We start from the raw sequence: 25,287 nt of genomic DNA, 5'->3' as shown, positions 1-25,287 counted from the left end.
TATACGAAGGCTCCACAAATCATTCGTATAAACATTTCTCCAAATATTACACTGAATCTGTGTCTTACAACTTGTAATTTCTCCTTTATCACAATTCAGTGCCCTTCTACCGGCTTCCAATCGTAGAGGGTCAACTCAATCTTAATTCTCCGATATAGTTAAGGTTAAGTTATGATAGCAGATAGACGTTTACGTCGCTCTTCCTTAATTACACTGCTATCAGTAAGCGCAATGCTATCGCCTATATCCCGTCTTAGTCGATAGCACAAATAATATAATAATATGAAAAAGACCCTGCTTCCTGGGTCTTTTTTTTATCGTTTTGATCGTAACAAGATACCTAGGACGCACAGTAAGGAGCCTAGAAACCAAGAAGATTGCTCTGTCACACCCGTAGCGGGTAAGTGCTTCGGTTTACTGTAAAGAGGATCTTGTTGTTTTGAAGCGTTAGATTGCGATGGTAACATCTGTTGTGGATTCGCATGAGTTTCTGATTTAACGGTTTCCATTGGATTTTGAACACCCATCTTGCCTCCCGAAATATTGAATGTGGCTGTTGGTATGTTTTGATGCGGTTGAGATGCAATGGATTGATTCGCATTCGCATTTCGAACAAGTGGACGCTTAAGTTCCAATGACACCAATTGATTTTGAGTTTGTGTATAAACGTTACCGCCTTGTTGTGCCAATGGCAATTGAGTCGTTTCGAAATTTTGTTCTTGCTTTAACATCTCAGTTACCAAGTGATGCATATCCGAATGCGATGAAGGCTCAATCTTCCCTGCTTTCCCATCTTTCAATACAACCATTGCAGATGCGATGGTTGCTTTAAGATTACTTGACTGTCCTTTTTCTGGCTCTACTAAACTAAGGGGTGAACGTGTCGTTTTCACCGTATCTGTTACAGAATGTCTTGGCCCTACTCGATGACGTAATCTTTCATGTTGAAGTTCTGTGGACAATTCAACAGGTTTTATTTCAAGGTGATCCTGATGTTCAATGATCGAATTGACTGGTGGTAGTGACTCCGTTAACTTAATGGGATAACGTGGCGCTTGCATCGTATGCTTAGCCACTGCACTTGCCCCCGCTTGAGGAGCAGGCGCTACATTTTGAAGTCTTGTAGATGATTCAACATGTAATGTTTTCGATTGATCTGGTTCCCCGATGGATTGACCCACAGGATCGTTTAAATCCGTTGATTGAGTCAAAACATCCTCAGTTGTTTTTGGAGTCATTGATATCAGGGTTTTAGGCTTTGGATTAAATGGATAGATATTCAGATCATAGTGCTCCATTAAATCAGCTAACGCTTGACTCGTCTTGACCGAATATTTCTCACTCAAACTTTGCTTGGTACTTTCATCAAGTTGATTGAATCGACCTACCATTCGGTTTACAAGAGCATCCACACGTTTATCATGTTTTTTCTTTAAGTCTGATAAGCTGCATCCCGGTTTGCGATCATTGCTATACACATGATGAACCATTTGACCAATCGGTGTTTGATGTTCTTCCAATATTCGAACTTCATCCAGCTTCTCAAATTCTTTCCCTTTACGTTTTTGATCAAAAAAATCAAAACGTGCTCGAATTCCCATGGGTAAATCGTTCAAAGGTTTGCTTGGATCTTTGGTAACGGATGCGCTGCTTCCTTCCACCTCAAACTTTAATTGACCGTATCCATAGGTGCCATCATCCACAAGGCGAATGTGTTTCATTCCTTGCTCGAGAGTCACTTCAATGCGACCTCCTTCAAAGCTCATCGATGGTCTTGACTTAGAGAGTGTATACCGTTTTACATCCGGTTCTTGCTCTGCTCTTGGACGAATAACCGTCACCGCGATATCCACAAGTTCCTTAAACAGCAAATTATTATGATCATCATTTTCAATATGGAATGGACTGAGGAACAAATCATATCCCACCATCCCTTTACCACCTTTTTGAACACCTCGATAATCATCATTTACATCCACATACCATTGTGTCGTTCCCTCATCTTTTTTAAGACTTCGAATTTTAAACGGGAGTCGATTCGGTAACGACGCATCATATTGAGGCATAGAAATTGCTTGTTTTCGGACTAAACCTCTCATATCATAACGATTTGTACGAATTACAGGATCCTCCCGTCCTGTATCAATGAGATAGGCATAATTCTGATAATTATCAATCCCTTCATCCAAATCATCTTGTAAGAGTGTGAAATAGTAGTCCAATTCTACCTTGTCACAGACAAACGCTTGCGAACCATCTTCAAACAGTTGGATAACAGGTCTAAAACTATCTTCATGAATCGTATATTTGTCACGTAAGTGCTGACGTGCGGCTGCATCCATTGCATTATCCGCTGCCACAGGCATGATTAAAAACGAACCAATTATTGTAAGTAATATTGCTTTAAATTTCATTGCTAACTCCTTTCGACGCAAGTATAGCATTGAAATATATTAATCAATCTTAAATCGAAACCGTTTGCGTATAAAAAAATGCCCGAAGGCATTAAGACGTTGGAGAACAGGTAAGGTTGTTATCTTGAAGCTCAAGCAAAACATTTTCCAAGGATTGTTGATTTGAGACAGGTTGCATCGGCATCAGCATCGACTCATCAATTTGGTCCCCTTCCAGCATCAAGTTTGTATAACCTGAAGCAATCGCATATGCTTTATGTTTATGTTCATACTGATACACAAACATCAATGTCCCATTTACATAAGATTGTTGCGAGTCACGATCACGTGCATTTGCGATGTTCTTAGGGAGAATTCCATAACAAACATATACTTCTTGCGCGTCCGCATTAACCGTTTCCTCGACACGTTTTTTCGCATCACTTCGAAGCACATCCAGATTATTAATGTGCTCAATGTTTTTAGGTACGACCGCTAACGCATCTACATCAAAAGCCATACTTGTTTGTGCCAACATAATTTGATGTTCTAACATAAACGTTTTCCCTGCTGTAGAAGGTTTAACCGTAACAGTTACAGAATCTCCAATTGATAATTCAGATGGATTGACAATGGCATACTCTAACATCGAAAACAATTCCTTCATCGTATCATCAGCCAGCGTAACCCCTGATGTATCCAATTCCGCAATGCCTTCACCATTGGTTCCACTAAATCGCAATTTAAAACCATCAAAAGGATCAAACACGACCTCATTGTGAATTTCTTGAACGGTAAATACTTTTTCAGTATCCGTAAATACAAGTTTATTGGAGTCCATAAAACGTTGCGTAGACTCGGGAACACGCGCTTTTAAAACAACACGATCGCCAATTTTTAAATTTTCATTTGGTTCTAGCGAATACTTAATCGCTTTGTGAACGCGATTGAGCTGTGGATCGGACTCAATTAATTTTTTATTGATATCAATGTAGCCGCTTGCCCCTTCTTCATCCCCTTGAAATCGAACACTTACATTGGCAAATGGATCAATTTTCGTAATGCGATAGATATGATCCCAAAGAAAATAACCGCCAACAGAAATAAAACCGAGAATCAACAAGATAATCACACAGCGCGTCCGATTCTTATTAGATTCGCTGGGCAAAAAGGTTTGTGTCTTTTCATGTGTACTCAGAGTTTCAGAATGATCATTTTGATTTTGCTGATGATGTGACATAGGACCTCCTTTTCTATAATAATAGCATGGAATGAATTGTTATTGTACCTATATACTGTCCTTTACGATACTTTTATTGAACAAAGAAAAAGCACACCGTAGTGTACTAATCTTCGAGCGCAAAAAGCCCTGCTGTATAGCCTGTTGAAAAAGCGGATGTAATATTAAATCCTCCAGTATATGCATTATAATCCATCAACTCACCACAAAATGAAATGGTTGGATTAATTTTTGATCGCATTGTCTTTGGATCAATTTCTTTAAGATTGACGCCACCATTCGTAACAAATGCATGTGCGAACCCACGTGTAGCATAAACGGTCATTGGGAATTTCTTAAGTGTTTGAATTATCTCATGATCATTCTTACAGAATGTTTTGAAGTACGCGATTAAGCGCTTTGGAATGCCTTTTTCTTGTACAAATGCTTCCCAATCCTCATGAAGCTGTAGTTGTTCAAGTGAAACATTGGGCAAGAAATCGATACTTAAATTGACAGGACTCTCCTTATCGAGAATGCGCATGACATAAAAACTTGCCCGTAATGCCGCAGGTCCTGATATTCCAAAATGCGTAAACAGAAGATCATGCGTAATACTGTGCTTAATTTTTTGACCCTTATAAACATGAATGGTTACATCATGGAAGGACAGCCCTTGTAAGGTCTTCTCTTGAACAAATAGATCATTGGAAACTAAAGGAACCTCAGCAGGCACTAAGTCCGTAATTGAGTGCCCAATCGATTCTGATAAGGCATAGCCGTTACCATCTGAACCCGTTCCGGGTAAAGTACGGCTTCCCGTCGCAAGAATCAGATGATCATAAGGGAATTTTTTTGCTTCCGTATAAACAACATTCCGATCCGTATCAATTCCGGTTACAAATGCATGAAGATGTACTTCCACATCTGAATTTTGAAGTTTTCGATTTAAGGCGTCCACTATATCTTGAGATTTGTTACTTTCTGGAAAAACACGGTGATGATCTTCAATCTTTAAAGGACAGCCATTTTCAGGAAAAAAAGACTGAATATCTTGCGGATTAAAATTCGTCAAACTTGAAAAGAGAAATTTACCGTTTTTAGGAACATGTTTGATTACTTCTTCATTACTCACATTCGCCGTAACATTACAGCGGCCGCCACCGGTCATACGTAATTTTTTACCCAAACGTTCATTACGCTCCAATAAAATAACATGGGCGTGAGGATGATTTTTCTTCGCCGAAATTGCAGCCATCATCCCCGATGGGCCGCCTCCAACAACAACAATATTTTTCATATAAAACTCCAATCTTTATCTTATTATACATAAAAAGAGTGATGAATTCATCACTCTTGAATTGCAGATTGGATTCGCTTAAGACCTGCCTTTAAAATTGATTGGGGACAGGCTAGATTCATACGCATAAACCCTTGACCCGATTCACCAAATTTTGAGCCCGGGCTCAAAAACACATCGTGTTCCTGAAGCTTTTCGATAAGCTCCGCTTCCGTCAATCCTGAATCTCGGAAATCGAGCCATTGAAGATAAGTTCCTTCAAGTGGACATACACGAATTGGTATGTTTTCACGCGCGATAAATGACTTAACCAGTTGATGATTTGCTGCAATCAAACAAACAAATTCATCAAACCAAGATTCGCATTGTGTATAGGCAATTTGAGTTGCAGCAAGCCCGAGGACATTTGTATTCAAAGATCCTCCATCTTGCGTTACTGAATCCTGATATTGATTTCGCAATGATTGTGACGGAATGATCACATGTGCATTGTGGAGCCCTGCAAGATTAAACGATTTGCTTGCGGATACAAAGGTGATGCTGTGTTGACGTGCTGTTTTGCTTAAGGTTGCATAAGGTATAAATCTGTACCCGGGCATGATTAAATCACCATGAATTTCATCTGAGAAAACGAGTACATCGTATTTATCACAGATTGCTTCAATTTGTTTGAGTTCATGCTCACTCCATACGCGACCAACTGGATTATGGGGGCTACACAGTAACAATACTTTTGTGTTTGCATCTGCTGCTTTCGCTTCAAAATCTTGGAAGTCAATGACGATTACATCATCCACTTCGACAAGCGTGGTTTCAACCACCTTACGTTTTAAATTCTCAATGCTCCGTTTAAAAGGATAATAAACAGGTGACATAATCATCACCCCATCCCCTTCCTTAGTAAACGCTTTGAGGGCATGATTAATCGCCACGACAACTCCGGGTGCTTGAAGGATCCAATCTTGTTTGAGTTCCCATTGATGGCGTCTTTGATACCAACTGATGACGGCCTCATAATACAAAATGCTTGGTGCCGTGTATCCAAAGACCATATCATCCAGATAAGCCTTTAACCCTTCGGTGAGGGCTTTGGGATGATACATATCAACATCCGCGACTGTAAAAGGAAATGCATCAACACCATGGTTGGGCGCATTCTGTTCCATCTCCATCCACTTATATGAGCGGTCATTGCGACGATTACGTATTGTTTTAAAATTTTCCATACAATCCTCCTAATTTCTACTTTAACAATATCTTCACAATCTTGTGTGAATAACAGCAAAAATCTTATGGTATAATACAGATACAAGGGGTGATTTTCATGCAACAACGTCATTGTGATGAATTAATGCGTGTGGGTAATGAATTAAAACGGGCACTTGAAAATGCACTGGCAACGATGGATGGTGCATCAAATTGGGGTCTTCTTGATCTTTTGAGCGGGAATTATTATATGACATTTACCAAATATCATAAAATCGAATCTGCAGAAGCAAATCTTGCGCATGTAAAAGATTTAGCTCGCCAATTTGAATGTGAACTGGAAGCGTTTGATCAAAGCAACCCTCGTACCCTTGATACCGCGCCATTTCATACCATTTCTCATTATTTCTTTGATCATCTTTACGTTGATTTTTTAATTCAAGGCAACATCACGGAAGCCAAAGAAGCGCTGAAAGAGATGATTCGTTGTACAGAAAATATTTTAAGAACTGTGAATGCTCAATCTTAAGGAGGCTTTATGATTAAGACGAAAGTTTTTCATGACCATAGTCATCAAAACGAAGCACCGCTCGATGCTTTAGAACAAATGGAACGATTTATTAATCAAGAGGATGTTGAGTATCTCGGTCACTCCCATGCCAACCGTACATCCCGTCAACACTTAATCGGTTGGACGGAAAGTCATTATGACCGTGAAATTATTCTCGTATATAATCAGAAATAAGTCATAACATAAAGCCCTTATTCAGTTGAATTTGAATAAGGGCTTTATTTATTGATTTCGATTCGCGCGGTGAGTAAGTTTAGATGTGGGTATCGCGGAATGCTTGTAAAATACCAAAGGCATCGCGGTGACGCATTAATCTATGATACTGTTTCTTATTGCGAGCATCATCAAGGCGCCGCATTTGATAAGCATGAACATCCATCTGGGATCGGTCAAGTATTATTATTTGATTAAACGCATAAGCAAAGACAACGATGCGATAAAGCGGTGAGATTCCTGTAACTTCAAACGTTCCATCTTCTAAAACATCTCTTAACGTACGCTGAATCTCAGCTTGTATCCCTTCAAAGTGATTCTCTAACACATGATGGTTTAAAAGCTGTTCGATGTGATTAGGCGCAACATTTTGAATCATAAAATGTTCTAATTTTGGGGATGGGATTTCAAAATCAAGATGATCATATTTTAAGGAATCCGCATAGATTGTTAAGATGAGGTTGTCAATGGGAAACGTGGAATCCGTCAAAACCATGGCCTGATAAAGCGTATGCATGCATTGGAGTCCAAATTCTGACATGTGAAGCATCTGCTCCACAAATTGATTTAAAACCCGTGTGCGGGGATCAATGGCAGCATGACGCAATAAATACAACGCACTGAATAAAAGCAACCCCAGCCAAAGACTTGAGAAGATTAAGAGGTGTAAACGGGATAATCCCATCAAATCCCCTCCCGTAATACCCACTAAGATTAAAATTGACGAAAGTCCAATAATCATGCGTTCATTAAACTTAAATGTTAATTTACGTTTTTGATATAAAAAATCAAAATAGCATTCCAAAAAAACCCAAGAAAGTAAGATTGTAAATACCGCAATGGGAATCCCTGAAGTAGGTGACTTATAGAAAAATGAATAATACGCATACGCCATTGCACTTGCAAACAACAGCCATTTAATTTTAAATCTTTGCATATAAGCCCTCCTTAATCGTTCTCATTATATCAAGTTTTATTTCACCCGTCTTTGATAATCATCTCATATTTTATGGATTGCGTCGGTTTTGATCCCAAGTGGTCGCATACATAATTTCAAACGTTGTACGTGTCGTAGAAAACCGTAATAAGTCTCGAAGCGAAACAGAAGACAGTTTGGATGAATGTTTGATCATCATTGCCCATTCCAAAGCGATGGTGGACACTTGGTAAACATTCGCAAACGTATTTTTTAAAACTTGGTTTTTCATATTCGCAAATAAATCTAAAACTGCACTCATTTGATAATCCCATCGCAAGACTTCTTGTTTTCCATCAAAAGCGTTAACAACGACGATTGTACAATAAAGCCCCAGAACACTTCCTTACGGTATTGTAATCCACGTAATAATAGCGGAAAGCACTGCAAGAAAAAACCAAACATTTGTTATTTTCTTCATAAATATCCCCTCAAATATTAGCTTTATGATAGCAACTTTTTGTTTAACATTCGGATTGTAAACAAAGGGTGGGTAATAATTTCATGATTTTTCAAGCGTTTCACTCATTGTTCATGTTTTTATCCGTTATAATAGATAAAACAAGGAGAAAAATATGGCAAATTTAAAAGATTTGGTAAAGCAATTTTTACCACAAGATGAAACAACCGATGCACTCATGGATAACTTCGATGTGAAATCATTGATGGGTCTTGCAAGCAATCCTTCCGCAATGGTTACTGAAATGTTGAAGAAAACAGGTCAAGAAGATTTAGTCCAAAATCTTATGAACCAAGCCCTTTCCCATTTCACAAAAACAGAAAGCAACAAAGGGAATCAATTCTTTGATGTAATCATCCAGGCCATTACATCACAATTAAGTATGGATACCGGTGTTAAGGTTGTAAAATCATTAATGGAAACCATGATTGGTAATAAATCATTTGATGTTGTTAACGATTTAAATCACGCTTTAACGTCACAAGACGTCAAAGAAGAAACACGTGGATCGATCGTTGATACCATTACACAAAAAGCATTTGATTTAGTTAAAGGGGCTTAAAAGCACTAAAGTACAACACTTTAGTGTTTTTTTTGCACCTAAATATCACACATCCAACCTATAATTATCATGCATAGGGGGGATTCTTATGAAAACTGTTTTATGGGTATTTGGCTTTCTTCTTGTTGATCAAGGAAGCAAGTATTATGTTGCTTCGACTTTGAATCAATCAACGCTTTATCTCTGGGGCGATTCACTGCAAATCCATCCACAAATAAACACCGATTTAAGCTGGATAAACCACTTCTTAAAAGATACATTTAACCTTAGTATTTCAGCTCATTTTATGCTGATGATGCGCGTGTTCATATTGCTCATGATTGTAATGTATTTAATTTACCATGTTGGTATCGATAACCGCCGACTTGATGGTCACTACCGCATCAGCATTGCCCTTATTTTAAGCGCAACCCTTGCATCCATTCTCGATCAAACCTTATGGGGTGGTTCCTTTGATTGGATTCAATATACCACGCAATCATTAACACAATTCTCTTTTGATTTAAAAGACTTATTTCTCGATTTAGGGCTGCTTTCACTCGTTGGTGCCATGCTTATAAACCACGAAGGACGCTTATCAGAAATCATTTTTTTACGTAAATGGGTCAATTAGGACGTAAATACGACTGTTAAGCACCTTTTACGTTATTCCGGCTTCCCTTACGATATACTCAATCTATAAATGATGGAGGTCGCGTTATGACAAAACAATATGTTGAAATTCAAGAAGCAATTCAAGCTGGAGAACAACTCTTGTATCAATTGGAACAATCACGTGCTCAATTAAAGAAAGCATCGGATTGGGGCCTGTTTGATATGTTTGGGGGAGGAATGTTTGTGACAATGATCAAACATAACCGTATTAATGAAGCAAAACAACATATGAATGATGCGCAGTTTCTCCTACAACGATTCAGTAAAGAATTACGGGATGTGCACGGTACCTTTGATGACCTTGGTGATTTGAATGGTTTTTGGACCTTTGCAGATTATTTTATGGATGGTTTTTTTGCGGATTATATGGTGCAAACAAAAATAAACAATGCTCTTTCGAAACTTGATGGTTTAATTCATAGTGTTCGCGGTATTGTTAATGACCTCCATCACATGCAATAAAAAAGACGCAAAGCGTCTAAATATTATGAGATCTTCGTTCGGGTATTAGGGCGAAGATTTTTTCAATTGCAGGAGCGCATAGAATGTACAAGGACCAGCCAATCATGCCACCAAAGGTATTGGATAAGAGATCGTTAATATCCGCGACACGACGTGTATACAGCGTTAACTGCATCATAAGTTGGGTCATCTCAATACACAGTGAGAAGGTCATACTTAATAGCACAATTTTAATAAAACTTGGTTTTTTAAGTTTATAATTCATTAAAAAACCAAACGGCACCAACATCACAATATTTGGAATTAAATAATCCATATAACTGGAATACTGACTAACAAAAAGATCCACGAAAAATGGCTGGATATTGTAATTCAGTCCAAACTTGAGTGCTTGATTCGCAATAATCTGTTTATCATTCATCGGAATTGGTAGCAGTGCGACTTCAAAAACACCACAAAAATAGATAAAAAACAGACTGTTTATAATACAGTCACTACGCTCTTGTTTTCGAAAGTACATAAAATAACACATGATAAACAATGCAATGTATAAGTAAATGCCGGTATTCAGTTGGACGGGTCCATTGCGAAAAGCATCCAACCATGCACTGATTAATATGATCACCAAAAACTCCTTTACGGGTTACGCTAACTGTCATTGTATCACATCTCTTCCAAGAGACCAATGCGTCTAAGATTAAAGCATTTTCACAAATTTATAATGGGTTGATTCAAAGCCATGCGCTGTATAAAATGCATGCGCTCGTTTTCGTTTTTTATTTGTCGTAAGCTCTAATTGAAGTGCTCCCATTTCAATCGCAAATAATTCCGCATGATTCAGTAAAGCCGCTCCATAACCTTGACCGCGACAGGATGGATTCATCACAAAATCATTAATTTCCGCAATCAAACCACTGTGATGAAGTTGCACATCCACTCGCATATTCAAACACCCCACAACCTCCTGTTTATCTTCATACACAAACATGTGCATGGAGGGATTGGAATAGACCGCATCAAAAGCAGTACAAAATGCTTCATAGGGAAACTCTGTATCCTCTAAATCATTCATTAAATGCCAAATCGCAGGTAAATCATCCATTTGTGTTTTTCGTATCATCACATTTCTCCTTTTAAAAAACAGGCCTTGGCCTGTTAGACATTTATAAGATTCAAAGAACCTTTATTTAATTTAACTAAAATTTGGATGGGTCTTGTCAACACAAGTATTGCAAGAACAACACTTAAACATACTGTTGCATTCATTCCAAAGACCGTATGAATTTGCGTAATCTCTGTAAAGAATTGGTGTCTAAAGAAATATTCCGAAAATGCATAAAGAATTCCAAAATGAATCAATTGACTGATACCTTCCACAAAACTGGTACGACCCCATACCCCTTTCAATTCACATTGAACAAGTATTGCTTTCATTAACTCTAAAATAAAGTGAATAAAAACCATTGCCATAATATACATTAAGGCTTCGCCATCAAACATAAACGCAAACACGCCAAATACAACTGCATGCACCCCAATATGTGCAATCAACCAAGAAAATGATGAGCTCTTGTTCTCAAACATTTTATTGGATTGTAGATGGAAATCTGCAAGAATATGTAGAATGGCAACATATAAAAACAAATTAATCATAACCTTCTCCATTCGTTCCCACTTCATTAGAGTATACATGAAATGTTTTTATAATATCAAGTATTTTTTACAAAAATAAAAAGGCAAGTGGTGACTTTGCCTTTTTAGGAGAATTATTTCATAAAAATACGAATGCGATCCATTGCGACAAGGGATCCATTATACAAGACACTTGCGGCAACAACGGGCATATAAATAAAATAAAGTGCATAAGCTTGTTGGTTCGATGGTACAAGACCTTTCGCTGCAAGACCTAAAAGCAAGAGAATCGAAACCGCATTAATAATGAGAGGTGGTAACCATCGTTTGGAGGTCACTTTATTCAACAGGAATGTCGCTAATACCGATAAACCCATAAACACGATTCCATAATAGAACCATCCGATAATTAATTGACTTAAAGTCATCAAACCAACTCCTTCTAGTTTTCGTTCATCGCTTTCACAAAGCGATTTGTGATTTCTTGAGGTCGTGTAATCGCACCCCCTACAGTAACACAGTGAACCCCACATTCAATCGCTTTTCGCGCTGCTTCAGGAGCATGAATTCGTCCTTCCGCAATCACGGGTATGGATACGTTTTGAACTAAATCTACCATCAGTTGATAGTCTGGTCCTTCCAGTTGGGGTGAGTAATCGGTATAGCCACTGAGTGTTGTGCCCACACAGTCCATACCGATCGCTTCACAATGCATCCCTTCTTCTAACGTTGAAATATCACCCATTAAAATACAGTCTGGATATTTCGTCTTAATTTCATGAATAAATGTTTCGATGGTTTTACCATCGCCACGCGGTCTTAAGGTTGCATCCAAGGCAATAATATCACAACCGGATGCTACGAGCGCATCAATTTCAGTCATGGTTACTGTGATATATTGTTGGTAGTTTGGATAAGGTTTTTTAATAAGCCCGATCACTGGAAGATCCACTGCAGCTTTTATTTGCTTGATATCCGTAACCCCTTGTGCTCGTATTCCTACAGCACCTGCTCGTGCTGCTGCTTGAGCCATTAACACCATGATCCCACCCTCTTCACGATAAAGAGGCTCATCGGGAAGGGCTTGACATGAAACGACAAGACCCTTCTCGAGTTGTTTAAAAATACTATGCTTTTTCATATGCTTATCCTTTCACAGCACCTACTGTAACACCTTGTGTAAAGAAGCTTTGGAAACAGAGGAACACAACAATCATCGGTAAGGATGCAAGTAATGCCCCTGCCATTAGAAGTCCGTAGTTTAATGAGAACTCTGCAGACTGTGCCATGGAAGCAAGGCCTAATGGAAGTGTCTTCATAACTTCCGAGTTTGTAAAGACAAGTTGTGAGAAGTAATCATTCCAACTTGAAATAAAGGTAAAGATTGCAAGCGCTCCAATCCCTGGTTTTACAATTGGAAGTACAATGTGCCAGAATTTCTTAATTTCACCACAGCCATCGATGTCCGCAGATTCTAACAAAGAATCTGGAACAGCATGCGAGAATTGTTTCATTAAGAAGACGCCAAAGGGCCATCCAACTGCTGGAAGAATGAGCGCTGCATACGTATCCATTAACCCAAGTTCGGTAATAAAACGTAGAAGCGGTATTAAGATTACCTGTTTTGGTAAAGCCATCGCAGCAATAAAGATTGCGAAGATCAGCTTAACCCCAGGGAATTTTTTCTTCGCTAAGGCATATCCAGCAAGCGAAGCAGTTGTACACACTAACAATGTCGTTGTTAAGGACACAAACACTGAGTTAAAGAACCAGCGAGCGGTTAGTGGTTGTAGTAATAATTTATAGTTATCAAATGTTGGATTTAAAGGAAACCACTCGGGTGGCAAGGCAATCGCAACATCTTGTAATTTAAATGAACCGGATGCAATCCAATAGAATGGAAAGATAAAGAATATGGTGAGTGCGACTAAGAATATCATTGAAATGATATTAAAGAGTCCAAATTTTTTAAACTTCATATATGTTCCCCCCTAATAATTAACGTCATCGGACAAGAATTTAAATTGTAAGGTCGAGATAATTGCGATAATTACCGCAAGAATAACTCCCATCGCTGACGCCTTTCCATATTCTTGTAGAATAATCGCCGTTTCATAAACCAGATACATTACGGTTGAGGTAGAGTAGTTTGGTCCTCCGGCTGTCATTAATTGAATCAGAGAGAAGATTTGGAAACTGTTGATGGTTGTTGTTACCACAATATAGAGTGTGGTTGGTTTGATCAGTGGCCAGATTATTTTTCTAAAAATAACCCAGTTTCCAGCACCATCAATGCGTGCTGATTCCAATAACTCTTCTGGAACGTTTCCCAAAGCTGCAACATACAGAATAATGGGTTGTCCAAGACTTGTGGTAATAAGGACTGCAATAATTGCATAGATTGCGGTCTTAGAATTTCCAAGCCATTGTACATTTTCACTAATAAGTCCTACATTTTTTAGGATATAGTTCAAGATTCCAAAATCCGGGTTATAAATCCATAGCCATACGACTGTAATGGAAACAACCGAAGAGATTGCAGGAATATAGAATACACCCCTAAAGAATGATCGAACTGCAGCGTGTTTATTATAGATATGGATTGCGATAAAGAGTGCCAACATTACCACAATTGGTACCGCCACTAAGGTGATAACCGCTGTATTTCGCATTGATTTTAAGAATATATCATCATGCATTAAGTTTGCGTAATGATTGAGTCCATAGAAGACCTGGTTACGTCCTCTAAATCTGAAAAATGATAAGTAGATCCCTTTGACCATGGGATATAAAACGAATGTCACGAAGAATAACATTGCAGGGAGTAAGAATAAATACCCACTGGTATCAATATGCTTCTTTTTAATTTTCTGTTTTAATGCCTTCATACATATCCCCTTCTAATAAAAATGGGAGATGAAACAAACATCCATCTCCCATACTATGATTGATAACCTATTGTGCTTCTTTAATTGTATTATTTGCTTTTTCTACAAATGCATCCGCTGCGGCTTTCGGTTCTGCTTCACCACTCATTACAGATTGTAACATTGGGAACCAGTAAGGACGCATTTTTGCATAACCTTCAATGGTATTGTAGTAAGGACCAAATTGAGGTGTGAGTGATTCTGCGAATTTAAGTTCTGCATCATCGTATAATCCTGTTTGACCTTGTTGTGCTGAGAAGTTTCCTGTTGCAAGAAGTGTACGTTTACCCCAGACTTCATCATTAATCATGAAGTCTGCGAATTTTTGAGCTGCTGCTGCTTTTGCATCGTCACCGTTGTCAAATACAGCAGGACCCGCAACTAAGAATTCATATTTAGGTGCTTTCGCATCATTTGGATAAGGTAAGAAACGTGCATTCATGTCGGAACCTTGCATGTGTTGTGTACGAAGTCCTGGAGATGAAAGAATTGAAATTGCGGTTTTATTGGATTTGAAGTATTCTTGACCATCTTTTGATTCAAGACCTTGTCCACTTCCAAGTAATCCCTCTTTTGAAGCTTTAGCTACCCATTCAAGACCCTTAACACCTTGTTCGTTATTAATGGTATATTCTGAGATTGCTTCATCTGTAATCCATGATCCGTATAAGTTTGAAACAAAGGCACGAGGACCTTGATCCCCTGCTGCTGATTTTGCATAAAGCAATGTCGGAATCATTTCTGGATCTTTTTCTTTAACTGCTTTTAGGAATGTCTCAAATTCATCAACAGTCCAATTACGTCCTGGATTGTCTTCTTTATCTAATGGAAGAAGATCTGTAATCCCTAACTTATCTGTTACATTGGTATTTACAGCCATTAAGAATGGTGCAATCCCTTGTGGGTAAAGATAGAGTTTATTATCAAGACTACTTGCTTTTACTGCAGATGCATCCAGTTGTTTTGTATCCACATCTGCAAATTCTTTGAGGTAACCCTTTGAAGCCCAGTCAATGACACGTCCTGGAGCATCATAGATTACATCAGGATTTGTTTTGGATTGAATTGCGGTTTCAACTTTAGCTGGACCATCTGTAAAGTCAATTTTTTGGTACTCAACTTTAATTGTTGGGTTCTTTTCCTCAAATGCTTTAATAAGTGCTGCATCGTAATCTGCTGAATCTGGAAATTCTTGATCATTGGTAAAGTTTGGGAAGTTCCAATATTTAATGGTTACTTCTTCAGAATCATTCTTTTTACCACATCCTGTTAACAATAACGCTAACGCTGCTGTTGTAATAACACCTTTCGTAAATCGTTTCATGCTTTTCCTCCTCTAACATGCATATCAAGCATTTGGATATGCTGTGCGTAATTTCATAATAGCATCTATTTATATCTTTGCAAGCGTTTTCATAAAATTATTTACAATTTCATAATTTATGAAATTCATTTTCGTATTCACGCTTTGGATTTTACTTTTATTAAAAAAATTTTCGTAAAATACGCCTTTAAATAAACCTATTCTTCCGTTTTCTCATTGGCTTTCTTAATAATCGCATCAACCGTCTGGCTCATTACATAACTGTATTGATCATCTTCCAATAATTTCATGGAGATAATATCAACAAGATACATAATCGCAAACTGTGAATTCACAAAACGTTTGTTGTCGATAAATAAACTGTTGTATACAAACATTTGATAGTCACTAATATGGGCCAATTCACTTTCTGAGAAACTGGTCATGGACAGTATTTTAGATCCATTATTCTTCGCTGTTTTCACAGCATTAAGGACTTCAATGGTTTTCCCCGATGTGGAGATACCAATCACAAGATCTTTTTCTTTGGTAATGGTTGAATTAATCAACATCATATGGGAATCGGTAATACCGGAGACATTGAACCCCATACGTAATAATCGTTGCGTCATTTCCATCGCTGTGAGCCCTGAACTCCCAACGCCATAGATAAAGATTCTCTGAGCATCTTTTAAAGCTGTAATCACACGTTCCAACTCTTCTTTGTTGATGTTTTTCTTGGTACGATCAATCACGCGATTGTAGTAGGAATAAACACTATCAAAGATATCCGAAGACTCAAGCGGTATCCCATCTTGTTCTGCAGCAGAAATTTGAATTTTCATATCAACAAAACTCTCACACCCAATCTTGCGACAAAAGCGTGTAATCGTTGCACTGGAAGTTCCCGTTTGTTCCGCCAATTTGCCAATATTAATATTTCTTATTTCATTATTTTTTTGCAGAATGTACATGGCAATTTGTTTCTCTTTCTGAGAGAAATTGACATATTGTTTTTGTATTTCATCGAGGATATCCATGTTATCCTTCCTTTCTTCTTAAAAAATGATAGAGTGCACCAACCATGCCGGCATCATTTTTAAGTTTCGCAAATTGGATGTTTGCGGTATTAAAGGATGGGATCATGGCGTTTTCAAGTGCAGCTTGAATCATTGGTTCAAGATAATCCTGCTGCGCCATAATTCCCCCACCAAGGACGATCACCTCAGGGTTGATTAAGTATTGAATCGTAGCAAGACCTTGAACTAAATGATCTACAAATCGTGTAAGTGCTTGTTGACAAATAAGATCCCCTCTTTTTGCATTGGCAATTACCAATCGTCCATCAAAAACTTGATCACTGGGATGATGTCTCATCACATCTTCAACCAATGCAGTTGTGGACGCTAAATCTTGAAAATATGCGTTCTTTATTGGAATGTAACCAACTTCCCCAGCCGTACCGCTTGCACCATGCCAAAGATTTCCTTCAAACATTAAAGCTCCACCAACCCCTGTACCGATAGTGAGGCATACCACAGATGATGCACCGCGTGCAGCACCCTTCCAATATTCACCCATACAGGCACAATTCACATCATTCTCTACAAAACATGGAATGTGATAAGTTGATTCGATTATTTCTTTAAGCGGGGTTCCCGTGTAATCGGGAATCGTATACCCCGCATATTGAATCGATCCGGTTTCTAAATCCACAACACCGGCCGTAGAAATCGCAACACCATCGACATCTAAATCCTGTTTTAAAATTTGGTGCAAGGTATCAACAATTTCATGATTGCCAGGTGTTTGCTTTACAGAAAGGGTTTCTGTTTCAGTTAATGCATCACCCAACTCGTTATAACATGCATGTTTTATCGAAGTGCCTCCGATATCAATGCAACGGTAACGCTTCATGACAAACCTCCTTTATGCTTTTACATACATTTGGTGAATCTCAATAGCACGTTTACGTTGTGCATCTTGAGGTGCTTTCATGGGTTCGCGACAAATACCTGCATGAACCCCTTCCTCCGCTAAGATTAATTTTAATGTGTTGTAGAGGCCATTATCTAAGACCGCACTGATTAAGTCATTGGTCTCTTTTTGAAGTTGTAATGCGGTTTTTAAATCCCCTGCGTCCACAGCATCCATCGTTTGACGTGCTTTTAATGCATTCACATTAAAGGTTGAACCAATCGCACCATCAACACCCAATGCACACGCTGGCAACAACATCTCATCAAAGCCTGCATAAATTAATTTCTCAGGGAATGTTGATCGCATACGCTCAAGAAGATAGAAATCCGCAGCCGTAAACTTAACGCCCTTAATTTTCTCGTTTTCAAAGAGCTCTGCAAATTGATCCAATGAAAGGGATACACCGGTTAGATAAGGAATTGAATAAATAATCATCTCTGTATCAATATCTTCTAAGATGCGGTTGTAGTAATTTTTAACTTCCTCAAAATCAAATTTGTAATAGAAAGGCGTAACCGCTGAAATTGTTTTATATCCGAGATCCGTTACAAAACGTGCAAGTTCTTTGGCTTCTTTAAGGTTTGTGGAACCTACTTGCGCAATCAAATCACATGCCCCTTGTGTTTCATCAAAAGCAATCTCAAAGATACGTTTTTTCTCTTCAGTAGAGATTAAGAAGTTTTCCCCCGTACTTCCTCCGACATAAAGACCATCGACGTTATTATGATCAATATTGTATCGGACAATTTCACGTAATCCTTGTTCGGAAAGATTTCCGTTTTCATCAAAGGCAACCAGTAATGCTGAATATAGTTTTTTCATTTTCCACCTCTGCGACTTTATTGGTATCGCTTACATTTGGAGTATAGCATCGAAAATTGTTTTAATCAAGATGATTTATTGAAAACAAATACCAATGGAGTAAGCCCTTTCACACTTGTGTATACTATCTTTAACTTTGTAAATGATTACCATATACAAAAAGAACCACTATAAAGTGGTTCTTCGGTTTATTTTTCTAATTTTAAATCCCATCGAAAACGGTTTTCATTAAAATTATTTTCGTAAATATATTTTTTTGTCGGTTACCGCTTATTTAATAATATCGAGGAAATCAAGCAGGTTCTTAATTTCAAAATCCGGTTTAATATCCGTGGGGTTTGCTTTCCCTTCAGGGTTATACCAACATCCTGTAAGTCCGGCATTCATGGCACCATAAACATCTGCTTTAATATTATCACCCAATACAATTGTTTCGGCAGGATTAAACGGTTGCATTTCTTTGGCGACGATTTCAAAAAACTCAATCATCGGTTTCGCATACCCAAGTTCTTGAGAAATAAAGATATGACCAAACCAATCACGAATGTTTGCGTGATCCAATCGTTTATATTGTGTATCGGTAATCCCATTGGTCACAATGCCTAAACGATAGTCATCCTTCACTGCCGCAAGTAAATCCATTGCACCCGGCATAAAAATATTATTTTCTTCAATCAGTGTTCGAAACATTTGATCCATCTCACGACCTGTATACGGTAAATCAAAGGATGCAAGGGATACACCAAAGCGCTTGTCAAGAATGGTTTGTTGATCAATCTCGCCACGTTCATGGGCTTCCCATAACTGATGGTTTACATCGTAGTAGTAATCCAAGACTTCTTTGGTATACGGCACCTTTAACGCTTCAAAGAGTTGTTTAAGTGCAATCGTTTCGGATTCCTTAAAATTTAACAGGGTATTATCAATATCAAATAGTAATGTAGTATATGTCATAATGTCCTCCAAATCCTATTTATTCTACCATACATTGAGGTTAAACATGGTATGATGACCTTAAATTGAGCCATTCTTGGTACATTTTCTTTTTTGGAGGTCTTTTATGAATACAATACCCACACGGAAACAATTACGTCAGAATCTATCCCGTTACATCCTTCCTTCAATTGGAGCGATGATCTTTTTTTCTTTATATACCATGGTTGATGGAATGTTTGTCGGTAAAGGGGTCGGTCCTCAAGCTTTAGCTTCCGTAAACCTCTCAATGCCCTACATTAATATGATCTTTGCGTTTGCATTAATGATTGCGGTTGGGGCATCAACCCGCATCACCTACTACTTCGGTCAAAAAAACTTTCATGAAAGTAATGTCATTTTTTCCCTTGGTTTTTGGTTTTTAGGGATTTTCGCACTGATCTTAGCCCTATTCATGGGGTTTATGCACAATCCATTCATTCGTGTGCTAGGGGCCACACCCGATACCCTGAACTATGTTTCTCAATATCTTAGGATCATGATTTTCTTTAGTCCATTCTTTATGTTGACCTATTATCTTGAAGTATTGGTTAAAGCCGATGGTGCTCCCGGTTTATCGTTACTGGGTATCATCTTAAGTGCCTTTGTGAACATTATCTTTGATTATCTTTTCGTAATTCAATTTCAATGGGGCATTCAAGGTGCAGCGATTGCGACCGGTATTGCGCAAGTCTTTGGCTTTATCTTCTTCTTATCGTATTTCCAATCTTCGAAGTCCACACTCAAATTCATCAAGCCTACATGGAATATTAAGACGATCAAAACCATGATTCAAATCGGCATTCCAGATGCCTTAACAGAGCTTTCTTCTGGATTTATTACCTTTGTCTTTAACCTCGCAATTGCCTTCTATTTTGGTTCCAATGGCCTTGCAGCCTTTGGTGTTTTGATGTATCTAACCAATCTTGTTACGGTTACCATGATTGGAATCAACCAAGGCATTCAACCGCTTGTTAGTTTCTATCACGGCCAAGAAGAAACAAAACTGATTGATTGGATTTTAAGCGATGCGCTCTTTGTCAGTGTTGTCTGTGGATTTGCTTTCTTTCTCCTTTGTCAGATTTTTCCAGAGGTTCTGGTTCGTGGGTTTATTAATGCGGAAAACATCGAACCGTTTACCCTTGCAGTCAAAGCCTTACCAATTTTTAGCTATGGTTTTCTAATTTCTGGAATTAATATTGTCTTTGCGGGTTATTTCACAGCCTTGGAACGCATTCGTCCAGCCATGATCATTTCCATGTCACGAGGCTACGTTCTAGTGGCACTGTGTGTTGTAGGTCTTCCCTACGTATTGGGTGCGAATTCAATTTGGTTTGCTCCCCTAGCGTACGAATTGCTTACCCTAGTCGTTTCATCACTCCTTTTTAAACACACTAAAAAAACAGCCTAAGCTGTTTTAGAAAAAATGTTTAAACGCATAATAGGTGCCATACTCCCAAAAAGGCCATGAGTGGTCTCCATCATCAAGATAATGAACATCGACCTCTGTATAGGCTTCTAAATCGGCGACAAACTGCTTTACATCCGCAATCGGTACCGCCTCATCCCTACCTCCCGTCATAACGAGAAAAGACACAGGGAGGTTTTTGGTTTGATATGACGGAAGCATTGCACTTGGATGTTGACGATTCCAAAGGTCATGATCAAATACATCATTTTGATTTCGGAATACATGCCACTCATAAGTTACGGTCGTGGGTGTCATGGTATACCAAACTGCCGGCGATAAAGCCATTACCTTTGAAAAATACTCAGGATAGCGTAAAGCTAAATTACTTGCCCCATAACCTCCCATAGATAAACCACCAATAAAGCGTTTTTCTCGGGTAGGATGAAGTCCTAAACGCGCTTCAAGTGTTGGAATAAGATCTTCGATCACGGCCGTCTCCATTTGAAAACAACGACTGTTTAGATAAAACGAGTTAAAGCCATCTACAAAAATCACAACACATTTACGACATTCACCCAGTTCCATACACTCATCCAGAAACTCCGGCAATAAAAACCGCTCCGTCATATTACGATGGTTTCCGGTTGCCCCATGTAAGAGATAAACAACAGGGAGTGAACCAAACGATTCATTACTGTCTAAATATGGACAGTAAACACTGTAATTCCAATCAAATCCTAATGATGGTGAATAGATTGTGCCATCGACCATCGCACCGTTTTTTTTCATAGAACCCCTCTTTTCTATTTTACATACTAGTCGATACTTTTTACGTCAAAGCCGCCTAAAAATTCTTTCCACGCTTCAGCAGTCTTACCATTATCCGCTACGAAATAACGACGGATACCATTTGAGTTTGTTTCACTTTGATTCGAACTTGTGAACGCATCACGGCTTGCTTTAATATTTTTGTTTAAAACATCCCAAAATGGATTGTTCTCATCTTGAAGAAGTTCTTTCAGAGCATCACGATCTAAATATCGAATGATACCCCCTCGTGTTTTTGATAAATCAATAACGTCTTCAAAATCATGCTTTGACAGTGAAATGCTTAATAAGTGGTCCATCAATTCGTCAAACATATAGATTGAGTCAACATAATTCGTATCTTCATCGTATTCAAGTAAGACACGCTTACCATTCTTTAACTCAAGAAACTCATAACCTGTCGAAAATGGTGGTAGCTCTGTCAATTTCTTCAAGGCAATGTCATTAGACTTTTTGATATTTTCAGTAACAAAAAGCCCCCCTGTATTGTTGCGATGATTCAACATATGAACCTTCTCCGTTCTAAGATTTTGACCGTTTAAAATGGTCACGGTACCAACGACCAAATCACCCTTTGTATTTTCTTTATAGTAAACACGACCATTAAGATCATCCATATTCGCATAGGAATAATCCAAGGGATTTAGATAAGAATCCAATTCACTCGATGACTCCATGTTCGAGATATAGGCTGTATAAGTTTTTCCCGCAAAAAAAGCGTCAATTGCTTTTTGTTCCGATCCTTGCGGATTCGAGCCACACCCCACCAGCACAAAACTTAACATCACCAAGATGATTCCATATACTTTTTTCATAACGCTCCTCCAATATGTATGAAAATAATAGCTTAGACACTTATGAAAAGCAATGAGTTCACGCATATCTCATACTTCTCGAGGTAATCCTTGAAACCTCTTTCAAAATCACTTATGATGATTGTAAAGAAACAGGAGGGTTTTTCATGAATCCACAACCATATCAGGAAGAAATCTATCATTTACTCCATGAACTTGACATTCCCTATCGCGAAGACCATCATAAACCAATCTTTTCCGTTGAATCCGATGATCTCGATATTCCAGGTCCACAAGTTAAATATTTATTGTTACAACCTAAGAAGACGGATGAATATTACTTAGTCGTCGCACACGATGAAACACATCCTGATTTAAAACAGCTTGCTCAGGACTTGGGAACCAAGCGGCTCTCATTTCCTTCGAATGAAGCGATGAAAGATTTATTAGGGATTGAATTCGGTTCACTTACATTGCTTTCACTTATTGCAGACACCGATCATAAAGTCACCCCAATTTTTGATACCGCTATTGACCGCGATGATACCATTGGTCTTCTCGCCAACAACAACACCATCACCTTAACCTTACAGGTTCGTGATGTGGTAAAATACCTCAATCATCTTGGGTATACACCCCGATATCTTGAATTGAAACAAAAATAAAGACCTCCTAGGAGGTCTTTTTAATGATATACAAGTTCAAACTCAATGAGATCTTGATCTTGCATCTTTACGGTAAAACCGAGATCTGTTAAAAGATGAATGGCCGGCGTATTGTGAGGAATGGCATAGGCAACAATTCGCTTTAACGCCAACGTTCTAAAACCATACTCAATGAGGGCTTCGCTCACTTCACGACCAATCCCTTGCTTTTGAGCACTCTGTCGTAAAATCCAGCCCATTTCATACGTCTTTAAATGATCCCCAACATCCTCAGACTCCAATTGATGAAAAATAACATGTCCAATCGCTTCTTGAGTTTCCCGATCTTCGATCGCAAACAAAGGGGGATTTTCAATGAGACAGTACGTCTTTAAAAACGCTTTTATTGTTTCATCATCCATAACCGGTTCAATAAACTGCATCACCGTGGAATCATTCAGCCATGTCTTAGCATAATTAAAATCTTCCCTACAAAAGGGCCTAATAATACATTTGTGTGTTTTGAGTTTCATCATTCACCTCACTAATATCATATCAAGTTCATTTGGACTATGCGTGAAAATCTCGTTTGTGTTGATTTAGTTGTTTCCAATATACCACCATGGAGTAAAGTAAAACACAGTATTGTGCAAGAGGAACCGAGAGCCAAACCCCCTGTAAACCAAAGGTATGAGGAAGCACCCCTAACAAGAGTATTGTGGTAAGAATCGGTTCACTGTATATCAGGCGATAAGCAGTATGATTATCCCGTGTCGCATAGGCGTAGGATGTGGAAACACGCAAGAATGCAATCGGGATTAATCCAAGTAAGAATAAAGGCATGACTTCCGCAATCATCAAGGCAACTTCTTCTGATGCACCAAAAAATCCAGGAATCATAAATCTTAAACTGTATAGAATTCCCATACAGGTCAGTGCAACCCCTAACGCAAATCGAATCGCAATGGAAACAATCTCATGAACTTTGTCCATACTGTCATTACCATAATAACGACTGATTAAAGGTTGGCATCCATCACCAATGCCTTGAAGTAAGAGTTGAACGCTAAAGACGACATAACAAATAACACCATAACTTGCAGCAGCGACATCCCCTCCATATTGAATAGCGGATTGGTTTAATACTATAATCATTAAATTCGGTGCTAAGATGAGCCCAAAAGGTGAAAGTGAAACCTTAAGGACTTGAATGATTGAATCGCGTGTAATGTTTATTTTTTGTGTACCACCAAATGGAACATGTTTAAACATATAACCGATACATAATAGCATCGTTAACGCCTGGCCAATAATCGTCGCATAACCCGCTCCAGCAGTTCCTAATTTAAGGACCGAAACAAAATAACCATCCAAGATGACATTCGTGATAAATCCGATAATCATCGCAACCATCGCAAACATTGTTCCACCATAATTTCGGATAATGGGAACCAAACCGGTCGCAAGAATTTGAAATACCGAAAACAGAATAATAATGCGAATGTAGTCTGCAGCATAATCAAGAAGACGTCCTTGCGCACCAAAAAACGTTAAAATTTGAGGATAGGTTTTAAAGAGCAAGACAAAAGCTACAATCGAAGCACCCAAAAGCATGATTACCGTTGTTTTGAGAAACCGTTCTTGTTCTTGTCGATCATGAGAGCCAAGAGCAATCCCTATTTGAATCGCACCCGCAAGGCCAATTCCCGTTCCTAAAGCCTGTATAAAGGACGTAATCGGATAAGCTAAATTAATTCCAGCGATGCCTAAATCGCCTACATTTTGACCAATAAACCATCCATCGACAATGGCATATAAACCCGAAAATGCGAATGCAAACATCGCGGGTAACACATTGCGATAAAAATCTTTACGCATATCATAAACCTCTATTATTTTCTAAACATAATGATAAGTATAGCAGATTTTATTTACATCGCAAGACACACCACTTAGCA

General features: G+C 38.4%; 29 protein-coding genes. 7 read left to right on the top strand and 22 right to left on the bottom strand.

Going from position 1 to position 25,287, the window contains the following annotated elements; all coding sequences use genetic code 11:
• Positions 1-314 precede the first annotated feature (314 nt).
• The 4 genes from EPJ89_RS06840 to EPJ89_RS06825 all read right to left on the bottom strand — a co-directional run bounded on the left by EPJ89_RS06840 (position 315) and on the right by EPJ89_RS06825 (position 6,138).
• Positions 315-2,414, bottom strand: a complete 2,100-nt coding sequence (locus EPJ89_RS06840) for a hypothetical protein (RefSeq protein WP_200549330.1) — start codon at positions 2,412-2,414, stop codon at positions 315-317.
• 91 nt (positions 2,415-2,505) lie between these two features.
• Entirely contained in the window at positions 2,506-3,633 is a 1,128-nt protein-coding gene (locus tag EPJ89_RS06835; RefSeq protein ID WP_200549328.1) for a hypothetical protein, read from the bottom strand.
• Between the two features lie 106 nt (positions 3,634-3,739).
• Positions 3,740-4,912 carry an NAD(P)/FAD-dependent oxidoreductase gene (locus EPJ89_RS06830; RefSeq protein ID WP_200542788.1) on the bottom strand — a complete coding sequence of 391 codons (1,173 nt, stop codon included), beginning with the start codon at positions 4,910-4,912 and terminating at the stop codon, positions 3,740-3,742.
• Positions 4,913-4,962: 50 nt separating this feature from the next.
• Entirely contained in the window at positions 4,963-6,138 is a 1,176-nt protein-coding gene (locus EPJ89_RS06825; RefSeq protein ID WP_200549326.1) for a MalY/PatB family protein, read from the bottom strand.
• 98 nt (positions 6,139-6,236) lie between these two features.
• Between EPJ89_RS06825 and EPJ89_RS06820 the strand changes: the two genes are divergently transcribed.
• Together EPJ89_RS06820 and EPJ89_RS06815 are read left to right on the top strand one after the other, a co-directional pair.
• Positions 6,237-6,647: a hypothetical protein gene (locus tag EPJ89_RS06820; RefSeq protein WP_200549324.1), complete on the top strand. Its 411-nt coding sequence runs from the start codon at positions 6,237-6,239 to the stop codon at positions 6,645-6,647.
• Between the two features lie 9 nt (positions 6,648-6,656).
• Positions 6,657-6,863, top strand: a complete 207-nt coding sequence (locus EPJ89_RS06815) for a hypothetical protein (RefSeq protein WP_125164235.1) — start codon at positions 6,657-6,659, stop codon at positions 6,861-6,863.
• 79 nt (positions 6,864-6,942) lie between these two features.
• On the opposite strand, the gene EPJ89_RS06810 is transcribed toward EPJ89_RS06815, so the two are convergent.
• Together EPJ89_RS06810 and EPJ89_RS06805 are read right to left on the bottom strand one after the other, a co-directional pair.
• Positions 6,943-7,839, bottom strand: a complete 897-nt coding sequence (locus tag EPJ89_RS06810; RefSeq protein WP_200549322.1) for a hypothetical protein — start codon at positions 7,837-7,839, stop codon at positions 6,943-6,945.
• Between the two features lie 70 nt (positions 7,840-7,909).
• A complete protein-coding gene (locus EPJ89_RS06805; RefSeq protein WP_161637272.1) occupies positions 7,910-8,140 on the bottom strand; it encodes a hypothetical protein in 231 nt (76 codons plus the stop codon).
• A 313-nt stretch (positions 8,141-8,453) separates the two neighbouring features.
• On the opposite strand from EPJ89_RS06805, the gene EPJ89_RS06800 reads away from it, so the two are divergent.
• From EPJ89_RS06800 to EPJ89_RS06790, 3 genes are all read left to right on the top strand, one after another.
• Positions 8,454-8,900: a hypothetical protein gene (locus tag EPJ89_RS06800; RefSeq protein ID WP_125164232.1), complete on the top strand. Its 447-nt coding sequence runs from the start codon at positions 8,454-8,456 to the stop codon at positions 8,898-8,900.
• Between the two features lie 88 nt (positions 8,901-8,988).
• Complete coding sequence (locus EPJ89_RS06795; protein WP_200549320.1) at positions 8,989-9,513, top strand: signal peptidase II; 525 nt, start codon at positions 8,989-8,991, stop codon at positions 9,511-9,513.
• 86 nt (positions 9,514-9,599) lie between these two features.
• Complete coding sequence (locus EPJ89_RS06790; protein ID WP_200549319.1) at positions 9,600-10,016, top strand: hypothetical protein; 417 nt, start codon at positions 9,600-9,602, stop codon at positions 10,014-10,016.
• 16 nt (positions 10,017-10,032) lie between these two features.
• Here EPJ89_RS06790 and EPJ89_RS06785 read toward each other — a convergent pair whose 3' ends face one another.
• The 12 genes from EPJ89_RS06785 to EPJ89_RS06730 all read right to left on the bottom strand — a co-directional run bounded on the left by EPJ89_RS06785 (position 10,033) and on the right by EPJ89_RS06730 (position 19,634).
• Entirely contained in the window at positions 10,033-10,641 is a 609-nt protein-coding gene (locus EPJ89_RS06785) for a VanZ family protein (protein ID WP_200549318.1), read from the bottom strand.
• Between the two features lie 72 nt (positions 10,642-10,713).
• Positions 10,714-11,136, bottom strand: a complete 423-nt coding sequence (locus EPJ89_RS06780) for a GNAT family N-acetyltransferase (RefSeq protein WP_200542792.1) — start codon at positions 11,134-11,136, stop codon at positions 10,714-10,716.
• A 35-nt stretch (positions 11,137-11,171) separates the two neighbouring features.
• The gene (locus tag EPJ89_RS06775; protein WP_161637268.1) at positions 11,172-11,669 is read right to left on the bottom strand and encodes a DUF3307 domain-containing protein; all 498 of its coding nucleotides are present in this window, start codon (positions 11,667-11,669) and stop codon (positions 11,172-11,174) included.
• 113 nt (positions 11,670-11,782) lie between these two features.
• The gene (locus EPJ89_RS06770) at positions 11,783-12,076 is read right to left on the bottom strand and encodes a hypothetical protein (protein WP_200549317.1); all 294 of its coding nucleotides are present in this window, start codon (positions 12,074-12,076) and stop codon (positions 11,783-11,785) included.
• A gap of 14 nt (positions 12,077-12,090) precedes the next feature.
• On the bottom strand, positions 12,091-12,789 hold the full coding sequence (locus tag EPJ89_RS06765) for an N-acetylmannosamine-6-phosphate 2-epimerase (RefSeq protein WP_200542794.1): 699 nt from the start codon (positions 12,787-12,789) through the stop codon (positions 12,091-12,093).
• Between the two features lie 4 nt (positions 12,790-12,793).
• Positions 12,794-13,627, bottom strand: coding sequence for a carbohydrate ABC transporter permease (locus tag EPJ89_RS06760; RefSeq protein WP_123171223.1), 834 nt, complete (start codon positions 13,625-13,627; stop codon positions 12,794-12,796).
• 12 nt (positions 13,628-13,639) lie between these two features.
• Positions 13,640-14,536, bottom strand: coding sequence for a carbohydrate ABC transporter permease (locus EPJ89_RS06755; RefSeq protein ID WP_161637265.1), 897 nt, complete (start codon positions 14,534-14,536; stop codon positions 13,640-13,642).
• 67 nt (positions 14,537-14,603) lie between these two features.
• Positions 14,604-15,899, bottom strand: a complete 1,296-nt coding sequence (locus tag EPJ89_RS06750; RefSeq protein WP_161637264.1) for an ABC transporter substrate-binding protein — start codon at positions 15,897-15,899, stop codon at positions 14,604-14,606.
• Between the two features lie 197 nt (positions 15,900-16,096).
• Positions 16,097-16,918: a MurR/RpiR family transcriptional regulator gene (locus EPJ89_RS06745; RefSeq protein ID WP_161637263.1), complete on the bottom strand. Its 822-nt coding sequence runs from the start codon at positions 16,916-16,918 to the stop codon at positions 16,097-16,099.
• A gap of 1 nt (position 16,919) precedes the next feature.
• Positions 16,920-17,795 carry an ROK family protein gene (locus tag EPJ89_RS06740; protein WP_161637262.1) on the bottom strand — a complete coding sequence of 292 codons (876 nt, stop codon included), beginning with the start codon at positions 17,793-17,795 and terminating at the stop codon, positions 16,920-16,922.
• 12 nt (positions 17,796-17,807) lie between these two features.
• A complete protein-coding gene (locus EPJ89_RS06735; RefSeq protein ID WP_161637261.1) occupies positions 17,808-18,680 on the bottom strand; it encodes an N-acetylneuraminate lyase in 873 nt (290 codons plus the stop codon).
• A 270-nt stretch (positions 18,681-18,950) separates the two neighbouring features.
• Positions 18,951-19,634, bottom strand: coding sequence for a YjjG family noncanonical pyrimidine nucleotidase (locus tag EPJ89_RS06730; RefSeq protein ID WP_200549316.1), 684 nt, complete (start codon positions 19,632-19,634; stop codon positions 18,951-18,953).
• A 106-nt stretch (positions 19,635-19,740) separates the two neighbouring features.
• On the opposite strand from EPJ89_RS06730, the gene EPJ89_RS06725 reads away from it, so the two are divergent.
• Positions 19,741-21,063, top strand: a complete 1,323-nt coding sequence (locus EPJ89_RS06725; RefSeq protein ID WP_200549315.1) for an MATE family efflux transporter — start codon at positions 19,741-19,743, stop codon at positions 21,061-21,063.
• A gap of 6 nt (positions 21,064-21,069) precedes the next feature.
• On the opposite strand, the gene EPJ89_RS06720 is transcribed toward EPJ89_RS06725, so the two are convergent.
• Entirely contained in the window at positions 21,070-21,852 is a 783-nt protein-coding gene (locus tag EPJ89_RS06720; protein WP_200549314.1) for an alpha/beta hydrolase, read from the bottom strand.
• A 26-nt stretch (positions 21,853-21,878) separates the two neighbouring features.
• On the bottom strand, positions 21,879-22,706 hold the full coding sequence (locus EPJ89_RS06715; RefSeq protein ID WP_200549313.1) for a hypothetical protein: 828 nt from the start codon (positions 22,704-22,706) through the stop codon (positions 21,879-21,881).
• 146 nt (positions 22,707-22,852) lie between these two features.
• Between EPJ89_RS06715 and EPJ89_RS06710 the strand changes: the two genes are divergently transcribed.
• Positions 22,853-23,350 carry a YbaK/EbsC family protein gene (locus EPJ89_RS06710; RefSeq protein ID WP_200549311.1) on the top strand — a complete coding sequence of 166 codons (498 nt, stop codon included), beginning with the start codon at positions 22,853-22,855 and terminating at the stop codon, positions 23,348-23,350.
• Between the two features lie 20 nt (positions 23,351-23,370).
• Here the strand turns inward: EPJ89_RS06710 and EPJ89_RS06705 are convergent, their stop codons facing one another.
• Entirely contained in the window at positions 23,371-23,862 is a 492-nt protein-coding gene (locus EPJ89_RS06705) for a GNAT family N-acetyltransferase (RefSeq protein ID WP_161637593.1), read from the bottom strand.
• 37 nt (positions 23,863-23,899) lie between these two features.
• Positions 23,900-25,207, bottom strand: a complete 1,308-nt coding sequence (locus tag EPJ89_RS06700) for an MATE family efflux transporter (protein ID WP_200549309.1) — start codon at positions 25,205-25,207, stop codon at positions 23,900-23,902.
• Positions 25,208-25,287 lie beyond the last annotated feature (80 nt).

This window comes from Erysipelothrix sp. strain 2 (EsS2-6-Brazil) (assembly GCF_016617625.1).
GTDB classification, from domain to species: domain Bacteria; phylum Bacillota_I; class Bacilli_A; order Erysipelotrichales; family Erysipelotrichaceae; genus Erysipelothrix; species Erysipelothrix piscisicarius.
Note: the sequence above shows the minus strand (reverse complement) of the source record. Positions and strands in the feature narration are given on the sequence as shown.

Excerpts from the sequence above, each read along its gene's own strand:
- EPJ89_RS06705 (WP_161637593.1), bottom strand. The coding sequence starts at position 23,862 with ATGAAACTCAAAACACACAAATGTATTATTAGGCCCTTTTGTAGGGAA.
- EPJ89_RS06775 (WP_161637268.1), bottom strand. The coding sequence starts at position 11,669 with ATGATTAATTTGTTTTTATATGTTGCCATTCTACATATTCTTGCAGAT.
- EPJ89_RS06815 (WP_125164235.1), top strand. The coding sequence starts at position 6,657 with ATGATTAAGACGAAAGTTTTTCATGACCATAGTCATCAAAACGAAGCA.
- EPJ89_RS06810 (WP_200549322.1), bottom strand. The coding sequence starts at position 7,839 with ATGCAAAGATTTAAAATTAAATGGCTGTTGTTTGCAAGTGCAATGGCG.
- EPJ89_RS06740 (WP_161637262.1), bottom strand. The coding sequence starts at position 17,795 with ATGAAGCGTTACCGTTGCATTGATATCGGAGGCACTTCGATAAAACAT.
- EPJ89_RS06805 (WP_161637272.1), bottom strand. The coding sequence starts at position 8,140 with ATGAGTGCAGTTTTAGATTTATTTGCGAATATGAAAAACCAAGTTTTA.
- EPJ89_RS06725 (WP_200549315.1), top strand. The coding sequence starts at position 19,741 with ATGAATACAATACCCACACGGAAACAATTACGTCAGAATCTATCCCGT.
- EPJ89_RS06780 (WP_200542792.1), bottom strand. The coding sequence starts at position 11,136 with ATGATACGAAAAACACAAATGGATGATTTACCTGCGATTTGGCATTTA.
- EPJ89_RS06730 (WP_200549316.1), bottom strand. The coding sequence starts at position 19,634 with ATGACATATACTACATTACTATTTGATATTGATAATACCCTGTTAAAT.
- EPJ89_RS06770 (WP_200549317.1), bottom strand. The coding sequence starts at position 12,076 with ATGACTTTAAGTCAATTAATTATCGGATGGTTCTATTATGGAATCGTG.
- EPJ89_RS06790 (WP_200549319.1), top strand. The coding sequence starts at position 9,600 with ATGACAAAACAATATGTTGAAATTCAAGAAGCAATTCAAGCTGGAGAA.
- EPJ89_RS06710 (WP_200549311.1), top strand. The coding sequence starts at position 22,853 with ATGAATCCACAACCATATCAGGAAGAAATCTATCATTTACTCCATGAA.
- EPJ89_RS06755 (WP_161637265.1), bottom strand. The coding sequence starts at position 14,536 with ATGAAGGCATTAAAACAGAAAATTAAAAAGAAGCATATTGATACCAGT.
- EPJ89_RS06750 (WP_161637264.1), bottom strand. The coding sequence starts at position 15,899 with ATGAAACGATTTACGAAAGGTGTTATTACAACAGCAGCGTTAGCGTTA.
- EPJ89_RS06760 (WP_123171223.1), bottom strand. The coding sequence starts at position 13,627 with ATGAAGTTTAAAAAATTTGGACTCTTTAATATCATTTCAATGATATTC.
- EPJ89_RS06795 (WP_200549320.1), top strand. The coding sequence starts at position 8,989 with ATGAAAACTGTTTTATGGGTATTTGGCTTTCTTCTTGTTGATCAAGGA.
- EPJ89_RS06835 (WP_200549328.1), bottom strand. The coding sequence starts at position 3,633 with ATGTCACATCATCAGCAAAATCAAAATGATCATTCTGAAACTCTGAGT.
- EPJ89_RS06715 (WP_200549313.1), bottom strand. The coding sequence starts at position 22,706 with ATGAAAAAAGTATATGGAATCATCTTGGTGATGTTAAGTTTTGTGCTG.
- EPJ89_RS06745 (WP_161637263.1), bottom strand. The coding sequence starts at position 16,918 with ATGGATATCCTCGATGAAATACAAAAACAATATGTCAATTTCTCTCAG.
- EPJ89_RS06720 (WP_200549314.1), bottom strand. The coding sequence starts at position 21,852 with ATGAAAAAAAACGGTGCGATGGTCGATGGCACAATCTATTCACCATCA.
- EPJ89_RS06825 (WP_200549326.1), bottom strand. The coding sequence starts at position 6,138 with ATGGAAAATTTTAAAACAATACGTAATCGTCGCAATGACCGCTCATAT.
- EPJ89_RS06830 (WP_200542788.1), bottom strand. The coding sequence starts at position 4,912 with ATGAAAAATATTGTTGTTGTTGGAGGCGGCCCATCGGGGATGATGGCT.
- EPJ89_RS06840 (WP_200549330.1), bottom strand. The coding sequence starts at position 2,414 with ATGAAATTTAAAGCAATATTACTTACAATAATTGGTTCGTTTTTAATC.
- EPJ89_RS06765 (WP_200542794.1), bottom strand. The coding sequence starts at position 12,789 with ATGAAAAAGCATAGTATTTTTAAACAACTCGAGAAGGGTCTTGTCGTT.
- EPJ89_RS06800 (WP_125164232.1), top strand. The coding sequence starts at position 8,454 with ATGGCAAATTTAAAAGATTTGGTAAAGCAATTTTTACCACAAGATGAA.
- EPJ89_RS06820 (WP_200549324.1), top strand. The coding sequence starts at position 6,237 with ATGCAACAACGTCATTGTGATGAATTAATGCGTGTGGGTAATGAATTA.
- EPJ89_RS06735 (WP_161637261.1), bottom strand. The coding sequence starts at position 18,680 with ATGAAAAAACTATATTCAGCATTACTGGTTGCCTTTGATGAAAACGGA.
- EPJ89_RS06700 (WP_200549309.1), bottom strand. The coding sequence starts at position 25,207 with ATGCGTAAAGATTTTTATCGCAATGTGTTACCCGCGATGTTTGCATTC.